This is a genomic window from Mangrovibrevibacter kandeliae, assembly GCF_024519155.1.
Taxonomy (GTDB): Bacteria; Pseudomonadota; Alphaproteobacteria; order Rhizobiales; family Rhizobiaceae; genus Mangrovibrevibacter; species Mangrovibrevibacter kandeliae.
In genome coordinates this window covers 149,323-167,201 of the sequence record NZ_JANIFJ010000004.1, presented here as the reverse complement: position 1 = coordinate 167,201, position 17,879 = coordinate 149,323, and the positions used below count along the sequence as shown (strand labels likewise).

Here is a 17,879-nt window from a genome sequence, read left to right as displayed (position 1 = left end):
TCGATCAGGCGGAGGCCTGCGCCGCGATCGCGTCGAGTTCGGCGGCCGCATCGGCCGGCAGGGTCAGATCCGCCGCCGCAAGGTTTTCGGCGAGATGAGCGAGCGACGATGTGCCGGGGATCAACAGGATGTTCGGAGCACGCTGCAGGAGCCAGGCGAGCGCCACCTGCATCGGCGTGGCCTCGAGCCGTGCGGCGACCGCGGACAGCGTCTCCGAGTGCAGCGGGCTGAAACCGCCGAGCGGGAAGAACGGGACATAGGCGATACCCGCCTTCGCCAGATCGTCGATGAGCGCGTCGTCGCCGCGATGCGCGAGATTGTACTGATTCTGCACGCAGACGACCTCGACCATCCGCCGCGCCTCGGCGATCTGCCGGGCCGTCGCATTGCTGAGGCCGATATGGCGCACCAGACCCTGGCGCTGCAGGTCGGCGAGCACCGCGAGCGGCGCCTCGATCGGTCCCTCCGCCGGCCCATGCACATCGAACATGAAGCGCAGGTTGACGACGTCGAGGACGTCGAGGCCGAGATCGCGCAGGTTGTCGTGGACGGCCCGGGTCAGGTCCTCCTTCGAGAAGGCCGGGTTCCACGACTTGTCCGTGCCGCGCGACGCGCCGATCTTGGTGACGATGGTCAGATCGTCGGGATAGGGCGCCAGCGCCTCGCGGATGATCTCGTTGGTGACGTGCGGGCCGTAGAAGTCGCTGGTGTCGATGTGATCGACGCCGGCCTCGACGGCGGCTCGCAGCACGGCGACGGCTTCGGTGCGGTCGCGCGGCGGACCGAAGACACCCGGCCCCGCGAGTTGCATGGCGCCGTAGCCGAGCCGCTTCACGCTTGCCTCGCCGAGTTTGAACGTCCCTGCCTGTTCGAGCTTGGTCATTGTGACTCTCCTGTCTGGATTGACTGAGCGAGAGATAACCCTTGCCGCGCCGCACGATTAGGCTGCACAGTCCGCACGGCTCGTGCGGAAGGGCGAACAGTGAAAGCGGATCTGGCGGACCTCCAGGCATTCCTCGCCGTTGCACGCGCCGGCGGCTTTCGCGAAGCGGCCCGCGTCGGCGGCGCCAGCGCCTCCGGCCTCAGCGAAGCGGTTCGCCGGCTCGAGGCAGAGCTCGGCGTACGCCTCCTCAACCGCACCACCCGCAGCGTCGTGCCGACCGAGGCCGGACGTGGGCTGATCGAGCGGCTCGATCCCGCCCTGCGCGAGGTCGAGGGCGCGCTCGACGTCGTCAACGGCTATCGCGACAGGCCGGCCGGCACACTGAAGCTGAACGTGCCCACCAGCGCGGCGCGGCTGGTGCTGCCGGGCATCGTGCCGGCCTTCCTCGCCGCCTATCCGGACATCCGGGTGGAGATCGTGGCGGAGGAGAGCTTCGTCGATGTCATCGCGGCCGGCTGCGACGCCGGCATCCGCTATGACGAGCGGCTGGAGCAGGACATGATCGCGCTGCCGATCGGGCCGCGCACGCAGCGCTTCGCCGCCGTCGCCGCCCCGGCCTATCTCGACCGCCACGGCCGGCCCGAACACCCGCGCGACCTCCTGGAGCATCGCTGCATCCTCGGCCGCTTCCCCAGCGGGGCGTTGACGGTCTGGGAGTTCGAGAAGGGTGAGGCGACCCTGCGAATCGAGCCGCAGGCGGCGCTGATCGTGGCGATCGGCGGCGCGGTCGATCTCGCCGTCGAGGCAGCCCTGGCCGGCACCGGCGTCTACTGCCTCTTCGAAGACTGGCTGCGTCCGCACATCGACGCCGGCCGGCTGGAGCCCGTGCTGGAGGACTGGTGGCCGCGCTTCTCCGGCCCCTTCCTCTATTATCCGGGCCGTCGCCTCGTGCCTGCGCCGCTCCGCGCGTTCGTCGACTTCATCAAAGCAATGAGCAAGATCCCATAGCCTGCAATACGTTAGGTAAGGCGTGTTTTATCTTGTTTACACCTTGCATGACTTCTGCCATGAGCCTGCGCGCGTCGCCGCGGGGCCGGTCTTCCGCCGTGCCGCCGACGCTACTGGAGGGGTTCATGCGCACGTTGTTCATCGCTGTCGCGCTTCTGTCGGGTGGAATCTCGATGGCCGAAGCCGCCGAGAAGGCGCCGAGCGTCGAGTGGGGCCGCCATGTCTCCATCACGAGCGGCTGCAACGACTGCCACACGCCGGGCTACGCCGAAAGCGGCGGCACGCTCGATCCGAAGACGGCGCTCACCGGCGTCGCCGTCGGGTTCAGCGGTCCCTGGGGCACGACCTATGCCGCCAATCTGCGGCTGACGGTCGCGAAGATGAGCGAGGACGCGTGGGTGACGTACGGCAAGAGCTTCGAGACCCGGCCGCCGATGCCCTGGTACAACGTGCACGAGATGACCGACGGTGAGCTGCGCTCGTTCTACATGTACGTGAAGTCGCTTGGCGCGCCCGGCCAGCCGGCTCCGCAGGGCCTGCCGCCCGGCGAGACGCCGCAGACGCCCTACATCGTCTTTGCCCCGCCGCAGATGCCTCAGTAGGAGGCGACCCGTGCGCAGGCATGGCTTCGGGCCGGCGGCGCATCGTCCTCCAGAGCCGCGACATCGAGGCCGAAGACATCGCGCAGGCCGCTCCGGCCGGCGCCCGTGATCGACAGCGCCCGCCCGTCGGGCGCTGCCTCCACCCAGCGCCGCGCCTGCGCATGGTCGAGAAGCGCCCGGCCGAGGCGGCCGCCGATGTGCAGCCGGCGCTCGCTCCAGTCGAGACAGGTGCGGCAGAGCGGCCGGCGCGAGTCCGGCGGCCCGAGATCGAGGCCGACTTCGCCGAACCGTGCGAGCCCCCGCTGGGTGACGAGCCCGCCCTCATCCGACAGGATGACGAGCCCGTCCGGCTCCAGCGCGCCGGCGAGGCCGACCGCGAGCCGGCCGGCCATGTGGTCGTAGCAGGTGCGGGCGAGGCGCATTCGACGGTCGCGCGGACCGACGGTGCGCGGCGAGCCGCCGAAGTCGGCAAGCGCGCCCATCTGTTCGAGGAGGAGCGCGACCCGGTTCGACGCGAGCGGTAGTAGCGGTGGCGCCCCTGCTTGAGCGCGCTGACCAGCCCCGCGTCGAGAAGCCGAGCGAGATGGCCGCTGGTCGTCTGGGCGCTGACACCGGCGATGCCGGCCAGTTCGCCGGCCGTGAAGGCCTGTCCGGCGGTAAGGGCGCAGAGGATGTTGGCGCGCGCCGGATCGCCGATCAGCGAGGCGAGGATGGCGATGGGACTGGCGGAGGCGACACTCATGCACGTGAGACTAGGACGGGCGGATCGGCCGGCCTATAGGCAACGCTACGGCGCTCGCCGAAGCATCGCGACCCAACCGGACGCTAGAGAGGTCTCCGACGACCATGTTTCGGAGACGCCGATGCACCGTCCCTCAAGTATTCTGCTACGAAACGGCGGGATGCCGGCGACCGAGCGGCATCGCGGACTGCGGCCCGAGCGGCCAGAGCTCTTCGGCCTGACGCGCCGCGCGATCGCCCTCTGGCTCGCCCGCCGGCGCGGGCGCTTCGCCCTCGCCGATCTCCAGGATCATCAGTTGCGCGACATCGGCATCTCCCGGCAGGAGGCCGACGAAGAGGCGGCACGATGGCTGTGACCTGCCGTGACGCGGCGCACATGCAACGCCGCGCCCGGCAGTCGTGCAACCGTCAGATCGACGGCGTGCCCTTGGCCGGTTCATTGCCGGCGGGCTCGTCGACCAGTCCCTCGAACAGCGCGGTCGACAGGTAGCGCTCGGCGAAGGACGGGATGATCACGACGAGGTTCTTGCCGGCGTTCTCCTCGCGCTGGCCAACCTTGATCGCCGCCGCGAGCGCGGCGCCCGAGGAGATGCCGACCGGCACGCCTTCCAGGCGTGCGACGAGGCGCGCGAGCTCGAAGGATTCGTCGTTGGTGACCTGGACCACCTCGTCGTAGATCTCGCGGTCGAGGATCGCCGGCGCGAAGCCGGCGCCGATGCCCTGGATCTTGTGCGGGCCGGGGTTGCCGCCGGAGAGGACGGGGGAGGCCTCCGGCTCGACGGCGACGATCTTGAGGTTCGGGTTGCGCTGCTTGAGGACCTGCCCGGCACCGGTGATCGTGCCGCCGGTGCCGATGCCGGCGACGAAGATGTCGACCTGCCCCCTGGTGTCGTTCCAGATTTCCTCCGCGGTCGTCACCCGGTGGATCTGCGGGTTGGCCGGGTTCTCGAACTGCTGCGGCATCACCGCGTTCGGGATCTCGGCGACGAGCTCCTCGGCCTTGGCGATGGCGCCCTTCATGCCCTTCGGACCTTCCGTCAGGACGAGCTGCGCGCCGAGCAGACGCAGCATCTTGCGCCGTTCCGCCGACATCGTCTCGGGCATCGTCAGGATCAGCTGGTAGCCCTTGGCCGCCGCGACGAACGCGAGCGCGATGCCGGTGTTGCCCGAGGTCGGCTCGACGAGCACCGACTTGCCGGGCTCGATCTTGCCCTCGGCCTCCAGCTTCTCGACCATGGCGACGCCGATGCGGTCCTTGACGCTGGCGATCGGGTTGAAGAACTCGAGCTTGCCGAGGAGGTTGGCCTTCACGCCGCGCTCCCTGGCCAGCTTGTCGAGCCGTACGGTGGGCGTGTCGCCGATGGTGTCCAGGATGGAGTCGTAGATGCGGCCGCGCCCGCGGGTGCGGGCCGTCGTGTCGCCGATGGGCGTGTCCATGTCGTCGTCCTCCGCTGATGGGCGAGGCTCACCCCCGCCGGTTGAGTGCTGCATCTAGAGTAGGATCGGCGCAGGGCGCGTGCCAGGGCGTGGCGTTCCCGCCACCGCCGAGGAGGGAAACGCCTTCCCTCCCGGTGTCGATCGACGCGAAATTCTTCCGCTCAGCCTCTGCCGGTCGAGCCGAAGCCGCCGACGCCACGTGCGGTCGCGCCGATCGCGACGGTCTCGTCGAACGCTGCCCGCACCACAGGCGCCACCACCAGCTGCGCGATCCGCTCGCCATGCGCGATGGTGAAGGGCGCGCTCCCGTGATTGACGAGGATCGCCATCACCTCGCCGCGGTAGTCGCTGTCCACCGTGCCCGGCGCGTTCAGGACGGTCACGCCGTGCTTGGCGGCAAGGCCGGAGCGCGGCCGCACCTGCACTTCGAAGCCCGGCGGGATCTCGAAGGCGAAGCCCGACGGCACCAGCGCCCGCGCGCCCGGCTCGAGCACCAGCGGTTCGGCGAGTGCGGCGCGCAGGTCGGCGCCCGCCGCACCCTCCGTGGCGTAGGCCGGCAGCGGCAGGTCGCGCGCATGCGGCAGGCGCAGGATGCGGATGCTCGGCGTCATCGCCCCACGTCTCCCGCGTCGACCGGCGCTCCTATCAGCGCGGCGATCCGCTCGGCCAGTCTGCCGGCCACCGCGGTCTTGCTCATCTCCGGCCAAGGCTCGATGCCGTCGGCGGACAGGAGATGCACGGTGTTGTAGGCGCCCCCCATCACCGCGCCGGACACATCGTTCGCGACGATCAGGTCGGCCCCCTTGGCCTTCAGCTTTGCCTGGGCATGTTCGATGACGTCGTTCGTCTCGGCCGCAAAGCCGACGACGAGCCGCGGCCGGTTCGCGGCGTGGCCGATGGTCTTCAGGATGTCGGGGTTCTCGACCAGCGCGAGGCTCGGCGGACCCTCGCCGGTCTTCTTCAGCTTGCGCTCGCTGGCGCCGGAGACCGTCCAGTCGGCGACGGCCGCGACGAAAACGGCGGCATCGGCGGGGAGTGCGGCTTCCACCGCTGCCAGCATGTCCCGCGCCGTTTCGACGTGCCGCACGTCCACCCCGGCGGGGTCGGGAAGCGCCACCGGACCCGAGACCAGGGTGACCCGGGCGCCGAGCCCGGCGAGGGCTGCGGCGATCGCATGGCCCTGCCGGCCGGAGGAGCGGTTGGCGATGTAGCGGACGGGGTCGATCGGCTCGTGCGTGGGGCCGGAGGTGACGACGACGTGCCGCCCCGCGAGCGGCCCGCCGGCCGAAGCGAACAGCGCCTCCAGCGCCGCGACGATCTCCAGCGGCTCGGCCATCCGACCGAGGCCCGCCTCGCCGGCCTCGGCCATCTCGCCGGCCCTCGGCCCGACGAAGCGGACGCCGTCGCCGCTCAGGATGTCGAGATTGCGCCGTGTCGCTGGATGCGACCACATCGCCGGGTTCATCGCCGGCGCCATCAGCACCGGCGCGCGCGTCGCGAGCAGGATCGCTCCGGCAAGGTCGTCGGCAAATCCGGCCGCCGCCTTGGCCATGCGGTCGGCCGTCGCCGGCGCGACGACGACCGCATCGGCGCCCCGCGCCAGCCGGATGTGGCCGACATCCTGCTCGTCCTCACGGTCGAACAGGTCGTGGTAGACGCGGCTTCCGGTGAGCGCGCCGACCGACAGCGGCGTGACGAACTCCGCCGCCGCCGCGGTCATCACCGCCGTCACCACGGCGCCGCGTTCGCGCAGCCGGCGGATCAGGTCGAGCGCCTTGTAGGCGGCGATGCCGCCGCCGACGACGAGGAGGATGTGCCGTGTTGCGAGAGACATTCTGCCGACCGGTGCCCGTGTGTCCCCGCCGGTATGGGCCAAAACCGCCACCGATGGGAAGTCTGCGCGTCGATCTCACTCGGCAACGACGAGCCACGGCCAGCGCCGACGGTAATCCTCGGCCTTCCTGCGAAAAAGCGCCGGCTGCTTGAAATGGGCGTTCGGACGCAGGATGCCGTTGTCCAGATCTTCGAAACCGTCCGGGGCATAGAGCTCCCCGCTCGCGACGTCGAGACCGACGCAGGTACACCGGATGAGGAACCGGTCGATCCCCTCACGCGCCGAGCGCAGCCGAGGATAATGCGTTCCGAAGCGCATCTCGAACCAGAGATGGACGCGCGCCTGATTGCGAACCTCGACCGTCGCGCCGAGATCCCGCGTCAGCGCGCCGACGGCCTGGACGACCGCGTCCTCTGCCTCCCATGAGAGGTCGGCATCGTCGAAATAGAAGACGTCGTAGTCGTTGACCCCGTGGCCCGGCGGCTCGCCCGCGAGCCTGTTCCACCGCGCCTGGAACACGCAGCCGGCCGTCAGATGGCATTGCGGCAGCCCAAGCGAGGGCAGGCGCGCGGCGAGGGCGGCGTTGACCGGATCGGCGAGGACGTCGTCGATCAGCGCGCGTTCGCCTGCCGCCCCGTTCAAGGCTACCTCAGCGCCACAGCATCGTCAGCGCGATCGAGGCGAGCGACAGCGCGATCACCCACTGCGCGATGCGGCCGGAGATGATGCTCGCCCGTTTTTCGGTGGCGAGATGGGTCAGCGCGTCGTCGTCGATCCGAACGCCGTTCTCGATGAGGTCCGGCAGCGCCTTGACCAGGATCTCGAAGCCGTCCGCCGCCTGCGGCAGGGCGGCAAGGATGCGCCGGAATGCCGAAAAGTCCTCGCGGGCGTCCCGCAGCGCCGCTGCGGGCCCGAGCTGGCCGCGGATGTAGTCAGCGACGACCGGCTCGGCTGCCTCCCACATATTGAAGCGCGGGTCGAAGGAGCGGGCGACGCCCTCCACCACCACCATCGTCTTCTGCAGGAGGATCAGCTCCGGGCGCGTCTGCATGTCGAAGAGCTCGGTCACCTCGAACAGCAGCGTCAGGAGATGCGCCATCGAAATGGTTTCGGCCGACTGGCCGTGGATCGGCTCGCCGATGGCGCGGATCGCCTGGGCGAAGCTCGCAACGTCGTGCCGGCGTGGCACGTAGCCGGCTTCGAAATGCACCTCGGCGACGCGCGTGTAGTCCCGGCGGATGAAGCCGTAGAGGATCTCGGCAAGGAAGCGGCGCTCCTTCGGCCCGAGCCGGCCGACGATGCCAAGATCGACCGCGACAACGGCCCCGTCCGGCGCGACGAACAGGTTGCCCGGATGCATGTCGGCGTGGAAGAAGCCGTCGCGCATCGAGTGGCGCAGGAAGGACTGGACGACGGTGATGCCGAGCTTCGGCAGATCGTGCCCCGCGGCCGCCACCGCCGGCACGTTGTTGAGCTTGATGCCCTCGACCCAGTCCATCGTCAGGACGTCGCGGCCGGTGCGCTCCCAGTCGACGCCGGGCACCCGGAAGTCGGGATCCTCGGCGGTGTTCTCGGCCATTTCGGAGAAGGCGGCGGCCTCCAGCCGCAGGTCCATCTCGATCTTGGTCGACTGGGCGAGCGTGTCGACGATGGCGACGGGACGCAGGCGCCGCAGCCCCACGACCAGGCGCTCGGCGGTGTGGGCGGCAAAGTAGAAGACGCGCAGGTCGCGGCGGAAGCGGGCGCGGATGCCCGGCCGGATCACCTTGACGGCGACGGTACGCGGACCGTCCGGCGTCGCCACCACCGCGCGGTGCACCTGCGCGATCGAGGCGGCGCCGACGACGCCGCCGAACTCGAGGAAGAGGTCGCCCATCGAGCGGCCGAGCGAGCTCTCGATCTCCTTCACCGCCTCGGCATGGGGGAAGGGCGGCACCTTGTCCTGCAGCTGCTCCAGCTCGCGGGCGATCTCCTGGCCGACGATGTCCGGGCGGGTCGCCAAGAACTGGCCGAGCTTCACGTAGGACGGCCCGAGCCGATTCAGCGCGCGCGACAGGCGCTCGGAGCGCGCACGGCTGTCGGCCGAGGGGCGGGCGATGACGGAGGCGACCCGATGCGCGAAGCGTCCGGCCGGCGGCAGGCCCTCGGCCGGCAGCGCCGCAATGACACCCTCGCGGGCCAGCACGAATCCGGCACGCAACAGCGCGAAGGCGCCCAGCACCGGGTTCATGAGCAGTCTACCCGCGAACGGCCGGTCCGCACGTCATCCCCTCTGCGATCGCGCATCCCGGTCAGATCTTCCAGCCCGAATGGATCGCCGCGATGCCGCCCGTCAGGTTGCGATGGCTCACCCGCTGGAAGCCGGCCTCGCCGATCATCCGGGCGAAATTCGCCTGGTTCGGGAAGCGGCGGATCGATTCCACCAGATACTCGTAGGAGTCCCTGTCGCCCGCGACCGCCCCGCCGATTGCCGGGATCGCGCGGAAGGACCAGGTGTCGTAGAGCCGGTCGAGCAGCGGCATCTCGACCTCGGAGAACTCGAGGCACAGGAAGCGGCCGCCGGGCTTCAGGACGCGGTGCGCCTCGGCAAGCGCGCGGTCGATGCGCGGCACGTTGCGGATGCCGAAGGCGATCGTATAGGCGTCGAACGCGTCGTCCGGCAGGTCCAGCACCTCGGCATTGCCCTCGACGAAGGTGAGGTTCCCGTCGAGCCCGCGCTTGGCCGCCCGCTCCGCGCCCACGCCGAGCATCGAGGCGTTGATGTCGAGCACCGTGCCCTCGGCCTTGCCGCCCGACGCGGCGACGAGCCGGAACGCGATGTCCCCGGTGCCGCCGGCGACGTCGAGGAAGCGCCAGCCGGCGTGGCGCGGCGGCGACAGCCAGGACACCATCGCGTCCTTCCACAGCCGGTGCAGGCCGCCCGACATCAGGTCGTTCATCAGGTCGTAGCGCTGCGCCACGCGGTGGAAGACGTCGTTGACGCGGGCCTGCTTCTCCTCGGCGCCGGCAACCGCCGCGAACCCGTAGGAGGTCTCCATGCCTTCGGCACCGGTCGTTCGCGACATCGCTCCCTCTTTCATTGGCAGGGCCCGCAGGACGGGCGCGGGCGAATTTTGCGAGGCCTTGAGAGACCGGCCGTCGGCCACGATGTAACCGATCGATGCGGTGGCGGCCACCTCTTACCCGACGCGCCGCGCGCCGCTGGAGACTTATGCACGAATGCCCGAATTGCCAGAGGTCGAGACGGTCCGGCGCGGCCTCGCGCCGGTGATGGAAGGCGCGCGCATCGAGAGCGTCGAACTGCGGCGGCCGGACCTGCGCTTTCCCCTGCCCCCGGGGTTTGCCGCCGGGCTGGCCGGCCGGCGGGTCGAGGCGCTCGGCCGCCGGGCGAAATATCTTCTGGCCGATCTCGACGACGGTGCGGTGCTCGCCATGCATCTCGGCATGTCCGGCTCCTTCCGCATCGAACGCCGCAATGAAGTAGAGACGCCGGGCCTCTTCCATCACCCCCGCTCGGAGGAGCGGCTGCACGACCACGTCCTCTTGCATCTCGAAACCCGCGGCGGTCCGCCCGCCTCGATCGTCTTCAACGATCCGCGCCGCTTCGGCTACATGACCCTGCTTCCGCGCGCGGAGATGGAGGCTCATCCCTTCTTCCGGGATCTGGGGCTGGAGCCGACGGGCAACGCACTCGACGGGACGGCGCTCGCCGCGCTCTTCGCCGGCAAGCAGGCGCCGCTGAAGGCGGCCCTCCTCGACCAGCGGCTGATCGCCGGGCTCGGCAATATCTACGTGTGCGAGGCGCTCTGGCGCGCCGGCCTCTCGCCCCGTCGCGGCGCCGGCAGCCTCGTGCGGAAGGACGGTCGTCCGACGGCCCGGCTCGAGGCGCTCGCCCGGCACGTGCGCGAAACCATTGCCGACGCGATCGAGGCCGGCGGCTCATCCTTGCGCGACTACCGGCAGGCGGACGGCTCGCTCGGCTACTTCCAGCACCGCTTCGCGGTCTATGACCGAGAGCACGACCCCTGCCAGCGGCCAGGCTGCCGCGGCATCGTCGCACGCATCACCCAATCCGGCCGCTCGACCTTCTTCTGCCCCGTGTGCCAGCGGTGAGCCGCCGCGCGCCGGGCCAGCGCATTTTCCGTTGACGTCCCGACCCGACATCCCTATAAGGCCGCAATCTTCGGCGGTGCCTTAAGCGCCGCTGCTTTGCGTGCGGCTCCGGCTTCGGCGGCCGCACCGATGAGATCCAGAACAGAGAGAGACGAGAATGGCCAATACGCCGTCGGCCAAGAAGGCCGTGCGCAAGATCGCGCGACGCACGGAAATCAACAAGACCCGCCGCAGCCGTGTGCGCACCTTCTTGCGCAAGGTCGAAGAGGCGATCGCATCTGGCGACAAGGACGCCGCGCAGGCCGCGCTCCGCGCCGCGCAGCCCGAGCTGATGCGGGCCGCTTCGAAGGGCGTGTTCCACAAGAACACCGCCTCGCGGAAGATCTCCCGCCTCGCCTCGCGCGTGAAGTCGGTCGGCGTCGCCGCGACCGCCTGAGCCACCCGCCTCAGCGCCTGCCGCCGCACTGCGAGACGGCCTTTCAAAGGTCCGGCACATGCCGGACCTTTTTGATTCCGAGCACAAGCCACGTGGATTCCGTGGTGCCGTCACCAGCGTGTCACGGCGAGTCGCGCCCGTCATCGCCCGCACGCTGACGCCGCAGAAAAGATCGTTCATTATCAGGTGTTTGCGAGAGGTCGTGCGAAGCGCTCAGCAAGCTGGCTAAGCGATTTTGGCTAACCCTTTGAGTCAAGCAGGGCGCGTCGAAATATTTAAATTCGCTCCGTCGGCCGCGCCAATTTTTTTGGCCTGTGGAACGCGCCCTTGTGAATCAGGGGATTGCCCAGTTCCGCCCACATGCTCGCAGTGCGAGTCCGCAACACCGTGCTCCAGCCTTCGCCGATTTCGCCGGATTCAAGCTTGCCCGGCGTCGCCCGCTTTCGTAGTTTCAACCCCACCACAAGAGCGGGGAAGACGAAGTGTGTGGACAAATCGGGTTCTCCAATCATTTCGGCAGTGCTCACAGCTTTTGCGACCACGAGCGTTAGTGAGCTTTTCACGTTTCTGACGTGAAGACCTGAACCCGGACCACACGCGACTTTCTGCACCACAACCGACGAACGTCAATCTGTACGCCTTACTCTGGGCGCGCAGCGGAGAACTATTTCATGAAGCAAGGATATCAGGGCGACGTGACTGTGGGAGAGTGCTGGTCGCACCTTCAGTCCGATGCCGACGCCTTCCTCGTCGACGTGCGCACGACGGCGGAGTGGGACGCCATCGGCGTGCCCGACCTTTCGTCGATCGGTCGCTCGCCGCTCTTCATCGAGTGGCAGACCTACCCGACGATGGCCATTGATCCGGACTTCGTCGAGAAGCTCGAAGCCGAGATCGCCGCGGCCGGCGGATCGAAGGCCTCCCGGCTGATGTTCCTGTGCCGCTCGGGCAGCCGCAGCATGGGAAGCGCGGCGGCCATGACGGCCGCCGGCTACGCGGACAGCTACAACATCCTCGGTGGCTTCGAGGGTCCGCCGGACGCGACCGGGCAGCGCGGCACCGTCGCCGGCTGGCAGGCCGAAGGTCTGCCCTGGAGGCGTGCGTGACCCCGTCGAACCTCCAGGGATCCGCCGTGACGCAGAGCCGACGGCCGCAGGACGCGGCGTTTCGCATGATCGACAGCAGCAAGAACAACAACAAGAACCAGCAGGGCACCGAAATGGCAGAGGGCGGCGATGGTCGAGGCGAAGCGGAGATCCTGGAACGCGTCAAGGCGCGGCTGAAGGCCCAGCTGGGTCAGGACATCTTCTCCAGCTGGTTCCAGCGGATGAAGCTCGAGCAGATCGATCGCGGCGTCGTCCAGATCTCGGTACCGACGGCCTTCCTCAAGACCTGGATCGGCGGCCACTACCAGCAGCAGCTGCTGGAGAGCTTCGCACAGGAGCTGCCGGGCACCCTGAAGGTTGAGATCGCGGTGCGCAGCGCCGTGCGCAACAGCCAGGTCGCCGGCGCCACCGTCGAGCAGCTGCGCCCTGCGGGCCGGGTGATGAGCGCCGGCGCGGCCACGGCCACCGCCCTCCCGGTGGCCGCCAACCTCTCGGTCGCCAACCGGGTGGAGGTCGAGCGCGGCACCGTCCCCGCGCGGGCCTCCAGCGACTTCGGATCGCCCCTCGACGCGCGCTACGACTTCGCCAGCTTCGTGGAAGGCAGCTCGAACCGCGTGGCGCTCGCTGCCGCGCGTGCCATCGCCGAGAACGGGCCGCAATCGGTGCGGTTCAACCCGCTCTACGTCCACGCGACGGTGGGGCTCGGCAAGACCCATCTCCTGCAGGCGATCGCCAATGCCGCCGTGCGTCGCAAGGATCAGCCACGGGTCGTCTACCTGACCGCCGAATACTTCATGTGGCGCTTCGCCACCGCGATCCGCGACAACCAGGCGCTCGACTTCAAGGAGACGCTGCGCGGCATCGACATCCTGATCATCGACGACATGCAGTTCCTGCAGGGCAAGTCGATCCAGCAGGAGTTCTGCCACCTCCTGAATGCCCTGATCGACAGCGCCCGGCAGGTGATCGTCGCGGCCGACCGCCCGGCCTTCGAACTCGAGACGCTCGACGCGCGCGTGCGCTCGCGCCTCACCGGCGGCGTCGCCATCGAGATGTCGGCCCCGGACTTCGAGATGCGCAAGGCGATCCTCACCCGCCGCATCGCGGCGATGCGGGTGGACGACCCGAGCTTCGCCATCCCCGAGAAGGTGATCGACCACATCGCCCGGCGCGTCGTCGGCAGCGGCCGGGATCTCGAAGGCGCCTTCAACCAGATCGCCTTCCGCCATTCGGTCGGCCAACCGCTGTCGGAGGAGCATCTCGACGATCTCCTCAACACGCTGACGCGCGCCAGCAGCGAGAAGCGGGTGCGGATCGAGGACATCCTGCGCTTCGTCTCGCGCCACTACAACGTGTCGCGCACCGACATCCTCTCCTCCCGGCGCACCCGTACGATCGTACGGCCGCGCCAGATCGCCATGTACCTCGCCAAGACCATGACGCCGCGCTCGCTGCCCGAGATCGGCCGCCGCTTCGGCGGGCGCGATCACACCACCGTGCTGCACGCGGTGCGCAAGATCGAGGCCGAGCGTCAGAAGGACGACAAGCTCGGCGAGGAGCTCGACCTCATCCGACGCATGATCGAGGAGTAGCCGGTTTTGCCTCCGGCGCGGCACCTGGCGGTGCCGCCTTGCGTCTTCCCATCGACGGCGCGAGACTTTACAAGGTCTGCACTCTGCTGGAGGGGCCTGCGCACGGCGGGCCCTTCGCAATCAACGGTTCCATTCATGCGTATCACCATCGAGCGTTCCAACCTCCTGAAGTCGCTCGGCCACGTCCATCGCGTGGTCGAACGCCGCAACACGATCCCGATCCTGTCGAACGTGCTGCTGAAGACGGAGGAGGGCACGCTGCGCCTGAAGGCGACCGACCTCGACCTCGAGATCACCGAGACGGTGCCGGCGAGCGACGACCAGGCCGGCGCAACCACCGTTCCCGCCCATCTCCTGCACGACATCGTGCGCAAGCTGCCGGACGGCGCTGAAATCCGGCTCGCGACCAACACCGACACCAGCCAGCTGACGGTGACCTCCGGCCGCTCGAGCTTCCGCCTGCAGTGCCTGCCGCAATCCGACTTCCCCGACATCACGGCCGGCAGCTTCAGCCACGCCTTCACGCTGAAGGCGAGCGAGCTCGCCCGGCTGATCGAGCGCACGCAGTTCGCGATCTCCACCGAGGAGACGCGCTACTACCTGAACGGCATCTTCCTCCACACCATCGAGGCCGAAGGCCAGCTGCGCCTGCGGGCGGTGGCCACCGATGGCCATCGCCTGGCGCGGGCCGAAATGGACGCGCCGGCGGGCTCCGAGGGGATGCCCGGCATCATCATCCCGCGCAAGACGGTGGGCGAGTTGCAGAAGCTTCTCGGCGACGAGGACGCGGACGTCCAGGTCGAGCTGTCGGACTCCAAGATCCGCCTGACGCTCGGGCCGATCGTCATCACCTCCAAGCTGATCGACGGCACCTTCCCCGATTATCAGCGGGTGATCCCGACCGGCAACGACAAGGCACTGACGCTCGACCGCGGCTCCTTCTCGGCCGCCGTGGATCGCGTCTCGACCATCTCCTCCGAACGCGGCCGCGCGGTGAAGCTCGCGCTGTCCGAGGGCCAGCTGGTGCTGACGGTGAACAGCCCGGACTCCGGCACCGCGACCGAGGAGCTTGCCGTCGGCTACGAGGCCGACCAGATCGAGATCGGCTTCAACGCGCGTTATCTTCTCGACATCACCGGCCAGCTCTCCGGCGAGGATGCGATCTTCATGCTGGCGGACCCCGGCTCGCCGACGCTGATCAGGGACGGCGGCGACGACAGCACGCTCTACGTGCTGATGCCGATGCGCGTCTGAGCCCAGGCGACACGGCTTCGCCGGCTTCGCCCGCGGCGCGGACTCCCGCCGTGCCGAAGACCCGCATCACCCGCCTGCGGCTCGCGGACCTGCGCAACTATGCGAGCCTGCGGATCGACTTCGACGCGCCCTTCGTCGTCTTCACCGGGGCAAACGGTGCCGGCAAGACCAACCTTCTCGAGGCGATCTCCCTCATGACGCCCGGGCGCGGGCTGCGCCGTGCGGTGCAGGCCGACATTGCGCGCGCCGGCGGCAGCGGCGGCTTCTCGATCTTCGCCGAGGTCGAGCGGGACACGGAGACGGTGGCGCTCGCGACGCTGGTGCGCCCGGACGCGCCGTCCCGCATCGTGCGCATCAACGAGACGGCCGCCAGCGCCGAGGAGCTGCTCGACCATCTGCGCCTCGTCTGGCTGACGCCGGCGATGGACGGGCTCTTCACCGGCCCGGCTGCGGACCGCCGCCGCTTCCTCGACCGGCTGGTGCTGGCGCTCGACCCTGCGCACGGGCGCCGGGCCGCCGACTACGAGAAGGCGATGCGCGGGCGCAACCGCCTGCTCGACGAGAACCGCATGGACGACGCCTGGCTCACGGGCATCGAGGCACAGATGGCCGAGCTCGGCGTCGCCATGGCGCTCGCACGGGCGGAGGTCGTCGGCCTTCTCGGCGCGTTGATCGACGCCAGGCCGGAAGAGGCCCCCTTCCCGCGCGCCGGCCTCGCCTTGTCGAGCGGCTACGGCTTCGACGATCTGTCGGGCTCGGCTGTCGAGCTGGAGGACCGTGCCGCACGTCATCTGCGCGAGGGCCGCTACGGCGACCGCGCCGCCGGCCGCACGCTGGAAGGGCCGCACCGCGCCGATCTTGCCGTGTCCTACATCGCCAAGGCGATGCCGGCCGCCCTCTCCTCAACCGGCGAGCAGAAGGCGCTGCTCATCGGCCTGATCCTTGCCCATGCGCGGCTCGTCGCCTCGGTCGGAGGCATCGCGCCCGTCCTGCTTCTCGACGAGATCGCGGCCCATCTCGATCCCGGCCGGCGCGCCGCGCTCTTCGACATCATCGAGGCGCTCGGCGCGCAGGCCTTCATGACCGGCACCGACGCGTCGCTGTTCGAGGCGCTCGAGGGCCGCGCCCAACGCCTGACCGTCAGCAACGGGAGCCTGGCATGACGACACCCTTTTCGCCCGAGGAGCTCGAGCGCTACGCCCGTCACATCGTGCTGCCGGAGATCGGCGGGCCGGGCCAGCAGGCGCTGAAGTCCGCGCGTGTCCTCGTGGTCGGCGCCGGCGGCATCGGCTCGCCGGTCGCGCTCTATCTCGCGGCCGCCGGCGTCGGCACGCTCGGCATCGCCGACGACGACACGGTGTCGCGCTCCAACCTGCAGCGCCAGATCCTGCACGGCGAGGCGGATGTCGGTCGCGCCAAGCTCGACAGCGCCGTCGACAGGATCGCGGCGATCAATCCGCATGTGCAGGTCGAGCCGCATCGCCTGCGGCTCGACGTCGACAACGCCGCGGTGGTCATCGAGGCCTATGATCTCGTCATCGACGGGTCAGACAACTTTGCCACCCGCTACGCCATGGCCGACCTGTGCGAAGCGGTGCGGCGGCCGCTGGTCAGCGCCGCGGTCAACCGCTTCTCGGGTTCCCTGACGACGCTGACGCCGTTCGAGAGTGGCCCCGACGGCAGCCTCCTGCCACGCTATCGCGACCTCTTCCCGGAGCCGCCGCCAGAGGGACTCGTGCCGACCTGCACGGAGGCCGGCATCCTCGGCGCCGTCACCGGCATCCTCGGCACGCTCGCGGCGGCCGAGGCGGTGAAGCTGATCTGCGGCATCGGCGAGCCGCTGATCGGCCGGCTGCTTCTCGTGGACACGCTCGCGATGCGCTTCGAGGAGATCCGCTACCGCCGGCGTCGGACGTGATCGCGAGCCGGGTGCGCCTCAGAGTTGCGCCTCGATCGCGGCTCTGTCGATGACCGACCAGACTTCGGCGATCCTGCCGTCGGCGAAGCGGTAGAAGACGTTTTCGGTGAAGGCGACACGTCTACCGTTCACCGGAAGGCCGAGAAACGAGCCCGCGGGATGACAGTCGAACGACAGCCGGGCCCCGATCATCGGCGGGTCGATCAGCAAGAGGTCGATACGAAAGACGAGGTCGGGGATGTCGCGGTGGTCGCGCTCGAGCATCTGCCGATAGCCCGCGAGACCGAGACGACGGCCGTTGTGCGTCGCCTCCGCGTCGACGAAGGAGCCGAGCTCGGCCCAATCCTGGCGATTGAGGCAGTCGATATAGGCTCGGTATCTCGCTTCGAGGTCGCTCATCGCCGTCGCTCGGCTGGCTCGTTCGCGGAGGAAGGGTACATTGCTGGGGGCGATCGCAGCCGCTGATACGAAAAGGCCGCCGAAACCGGCGGCCTTCCTACGATCATGGTCGGCGTCGCGTCAGATCGAACGACGACGGAAGCCGCCGAAGAGCAGCGACAGGACGAACAGCACGATCGCCACGAAGAAGATGATCTTGGCGATGCCGACCGCTGCGCCGGCAATGCCGCCGAAGCCGAGAGCCGCCGCGATCAGAGCGACGATCAGGAAAGTCAGAGCCCATCCGAGCATGTTGGTTCTCCTCACGGGAAGTCAGTTTGTCGTGATAACGCTGGTCCTCAGAAAAAAGTTCACCGCCTAAGCGTTGCGCGTCGTCTCGTCGGCCGCTGCGCCATCGGACGCCGCGCCGAAGGCGGCTCGAAACGCTCCGTTAACCCAAACAAATCATGATGATGCTCGACCGCGCGGCCCGGCGCGTCGGCCGGAGGAGCGGCGCGTGCGCCGTCCTTCGGCGGCTTGTGAGAGCCTCTCTTGATCCCTCGAGACGACACGCGGC

20 protein-coding genes and 1 pseudogene are annotated in these 17,879 nt (G+C 69.2%); 10 read left to right on the top strand and 11 right to left on the bottom strand.

The features are described 5' to 3' along the window. Window positions 1-4: 4 nt before the first annotated feature. Window positions 5-883, bottom strand: a complete 879-nt coding sequence (locus tag NPA30_RS12560; RefSeq protein ID WP_256803041.1) for an aldo/keto reductase family oxidoreductase — start codon at window positions 881-883, stop codon at window positions 5-7. Between the two features lie 99 nt (window positions 884-982). On the opposite strand from NPA30_RS12560, the gene NPA30_RS12555 reads away from it, so the two are divergent. After that, complete coding sequence (locus NPA30_RS12555; RefSeq protein ID WP_256803040.1) at window positions 983-1,891, top strand: LysR family transcriptional regulator; 909 nt, start codon at window positions 983-985, stop codon at window positions 1,889-1,891. Window positions 1,892-2,016: 125 nt separating this feature from the next. Continuing rightward, the gene (locus NPA30_RS12550) at window positions 2,017-2,493 is read left to right on the top strand and encodes a hypothetical protein (RefSeq protein ID WP_256803039.1); all 477 of its coding nucleotides are present in this window, start codon (window positions 2,017-2,019) and stop codon (window positions 2,491-2,493) included. Here the strand turns inward: NPA30_RS12550 and NPA30_RS12545 are convergent. Further along, window positions 2,487-2,975, bottom strand: coding sequence for a hypothetical protein (locus NPA30_RS12545; protein WP_256803038.1), 489 nt, complete (start codon window positions 2,973-2,975; stop codon window positions 2,487-2,489). The two genes, NPA30_RS12550 and NPA30_RS12545, sit on opposite strands and share 7 nt — an antisense overlap. Window positions 2,976-3,103: 128 nt before the next feature. After that, window positions 3,104-3,235 (bottom strand): annotated as a pseudogene (locus NPA30_RS12540) (ArsR/SmtB family transcription factor); the annotation flags it as partial. A gap of 160 nt (window positions 3,236-3,395) precedes the next feature. On the opposite strand from NPA30_RS12540, the gene NPA30_RS12535 reads away from it, so the two are divergent. Beyond that, entirely contained in the window at window positions 3,396-3,590 is a 195-nt protein-coding gene (locus NPA30_RS12535; RefSeq protein ID WP_256803037.1) for a DUF1127 domain-containing protein, read from the top strand. A gap of 52 nt (window positions 3,591-3,642) precedes the next feature. On the opposite strand, the gene cysK is transcribed toward NPA30_RS12535, so the two are convergent. The 6 genes from cysK to ubiE form a co-directional block, all read right to left on the bottom strand. Further along, window positions 3,643-4,671, bottom strand: a complete 1,029-nt coding sequence (gene cysK, locus NPA30_RS12530) for a cysteine synthase A (RefSeq protein WP_256803036.1) — start codon at window positions 4,669-4,671, stop codon at window positions 3,643-3,645. 161 nt (window positions 4,672-4,832) lie between these two features. Beyond that, window positions 4,833-5,282, bottom strand: a complete 450-nt coding sequence (dut, locus tag NPA30_RS12525; RefSeq protein WP_256803035.1) for a dUTP diphosphatase — start codon at window positions 5,280-5,282, stop codon at window positions 4,833-4,835. Further along, the gene (coaBC, locus tag NPA30_RS12520) at window positions 5,279-6,505 is read right to left on the bottom strand and encodes a bifunctional phosphopantothenoylcysteine decarboxylase/phosphopantothenate--cysteine ligase CoaBC (RefSeq protein WP_256803034.1); all 1,227 of its coding nucleotides are present in this window, start codon (window positions 6,503-6,505) and stop codon (window positions 5,279-5,281) included. The genes dut and coaBC overlap by 4 nt, the downstream gene beginning before the upstream one ends. Window positions 6,506-6,580: 75 nt before the next feature. After that, window positions 6,581-7,147 (bottom strand): nucleotidyltransferase family protein, encoded by a 567-nt coding sequence (locus NPA30_RS12515; protein WP_256803033.1) that lies wholly within the window; start codon window positions 7,145-7,147, stop codon window positions 6,581-6,583. A gap of 7 nt (window positions 7,148-7,154) precedes the next feature. Continuing rightward, entirely contained in the window at window positions 7,155-8,735 is a 1,581-nt protein-coding gene (gene ubiB / locus NPA30_RS12510; protein ID WP_256803032.1) for a 2-polyprenylphenol 6-hydroxylase, read from the bottom strand. Window positions 8,736-8,796: 61 nt separating this feature from the next. Beyond that, complete coding sequence (ubiE, locus tag NPA30_RS12505; RefSeq protein WP_256803031.1) at window positions 8,797-9,585, bottom strand: bifunctional demethylmenaquinone methyltransferase/2-methoxy-6-polyprenyl-1,4-benzoquinol methylase UbiE; 789 nt, start codon at window positions 9,583-9,585, stop codon at window positions 8,797-8,799. 139 nt (window positions 9,586-9,724) lie between these two features. Here ubiE and mutM point away from each other — a divergent pair, with 139 nt between their 5' ends. From mutM to NPA30_RS12470, 7 genes are all read left to right on the top strand, one after another. Beyond that, window positions 9,725-10,618 (top strand): bifunctional DNA-formamidopyrimidine glycosylase/DNA-(apurinic or apyrimidinic site) lyase, encoded by an 894-nt coding sequence (gene mutM / locus NPA30_RS12500; RefSeq protein WP_256803030.1) that lies wholly within the window; start codon window positions 9,725-9,727, stop codon window positions 10,616-10,618. Between the two features lie 157 nt (window positions 10,619-10,775). Next, the gene (gene rpsT / locus NPA30_RS12495; RefSeq protein ID WP_256803029.1) at window positions 10,776-11,054 is read left to right on the top strand and encodes a 30S ribosomal protein S20; all 279 of its coding nucleotides are present in this window, start codon (window positions 10,776-10,778) and stop codon (window positions 11,052-11,054) included. A 671-nt stretch (window positions 11,055-11,725) separates the two neighbouring features. Next, window positions 11,726-12,160, top strand: a complete 435-nt coding sequence (locus tag NPA30_RS12490) for a rhodanese-like domain-containing protein (RefSeq protein ID WP_256803028.1) — start codon at window positions 11,726-11,728, stop codon at window positions 12,158-12,160. Window positions 12,161-12,225: 65 nt separating this feature from the next. Beyond that, window positions 12,226-13,752 carry a chromosomal replication initiator protein DnaA gene (dnaA, locus tag NPA30_RS12485; RefSeq protein ID WP_372338797.1) on the top strand — a complete coding sequence of 509 codons (1,527 nt, stop codon included), beginning with the start codon at window positions 12,226-12,228 and terminating at the stop codon, window positions 13,750-13,752. 135 nt (window positions 13,753-13,887) lie between these two features. Next, window positions 13,888-15,006: a DNA polymerase III subunit beta gene (gene dnaN / locus NPA30_RS12480; RefSeq protein ID WP_256803027.1), complete on the top strand. Its 1,119-nt coding sequence runs from the start codon at window positions 13,888-13,890 to the stop codon at window positions 15,004-15,006. A 50-nt stretch (window positions 15,007-15,056) separates the two neighbouring features. Then, on the top strand, window positions 15,057-16,169 hold the full coding sequence (gene recF / locus NPA30_RS12475; protein ID WP_256803026.1) for a DNA replication/repair protein RecF: 1,113 nt from the start codon (window positions 15,057-15,059) through the stop codon (window positions 16,167-16,169). Then, on the top strand, window positions 16,166-16,924 hold the full coding sequence (locus tag NPA30_RS12470) for a molybdopterin-synthase adenylyltransferase MoeB (protein ID WP_256803025.1): 759 nt from the start codon (window positions 16,166-16,168) through the stop codon (window positions 16,922-16,924). Before recF ends, NPA30_RS12470 begins: the two co-directional genes overlap by 4 nt. An 18-nt stretch (window positions 16,925-16,942) precedes the next feature. Here NPA30_RS12470 and NPA30_RS12465 read toward each other — a convergent pair whose 3' ends face one another. Together NPA30_RS12465 and NPA30_RS12460 are read right to left on the bottom strand one after the other, a co-directional pair. Beyond that, entirely contained in the window at window positions 16,943-17,323 is a 381-nt protein-coding gene (locus NPA30_RS12465) for an ester cyclase (RefSeq protein ID WP_256803024.1), read from the bottom strand. Between the two features lie 120 nt (window positions 17,324-17,443). Further along, window positions 17,444-17,614, bottom strand: coding sequence for a DUF1328 domain-containing protein (locus NPA30_RS12460; RefSeq protein ID WP_256803023.1), 171 nt, complete (start codon window positions 17,612-17,614; stop codon window positions 17,444-17,446). Window positions 17,615-17,879 lie beyond the last annotated feature (265 nt).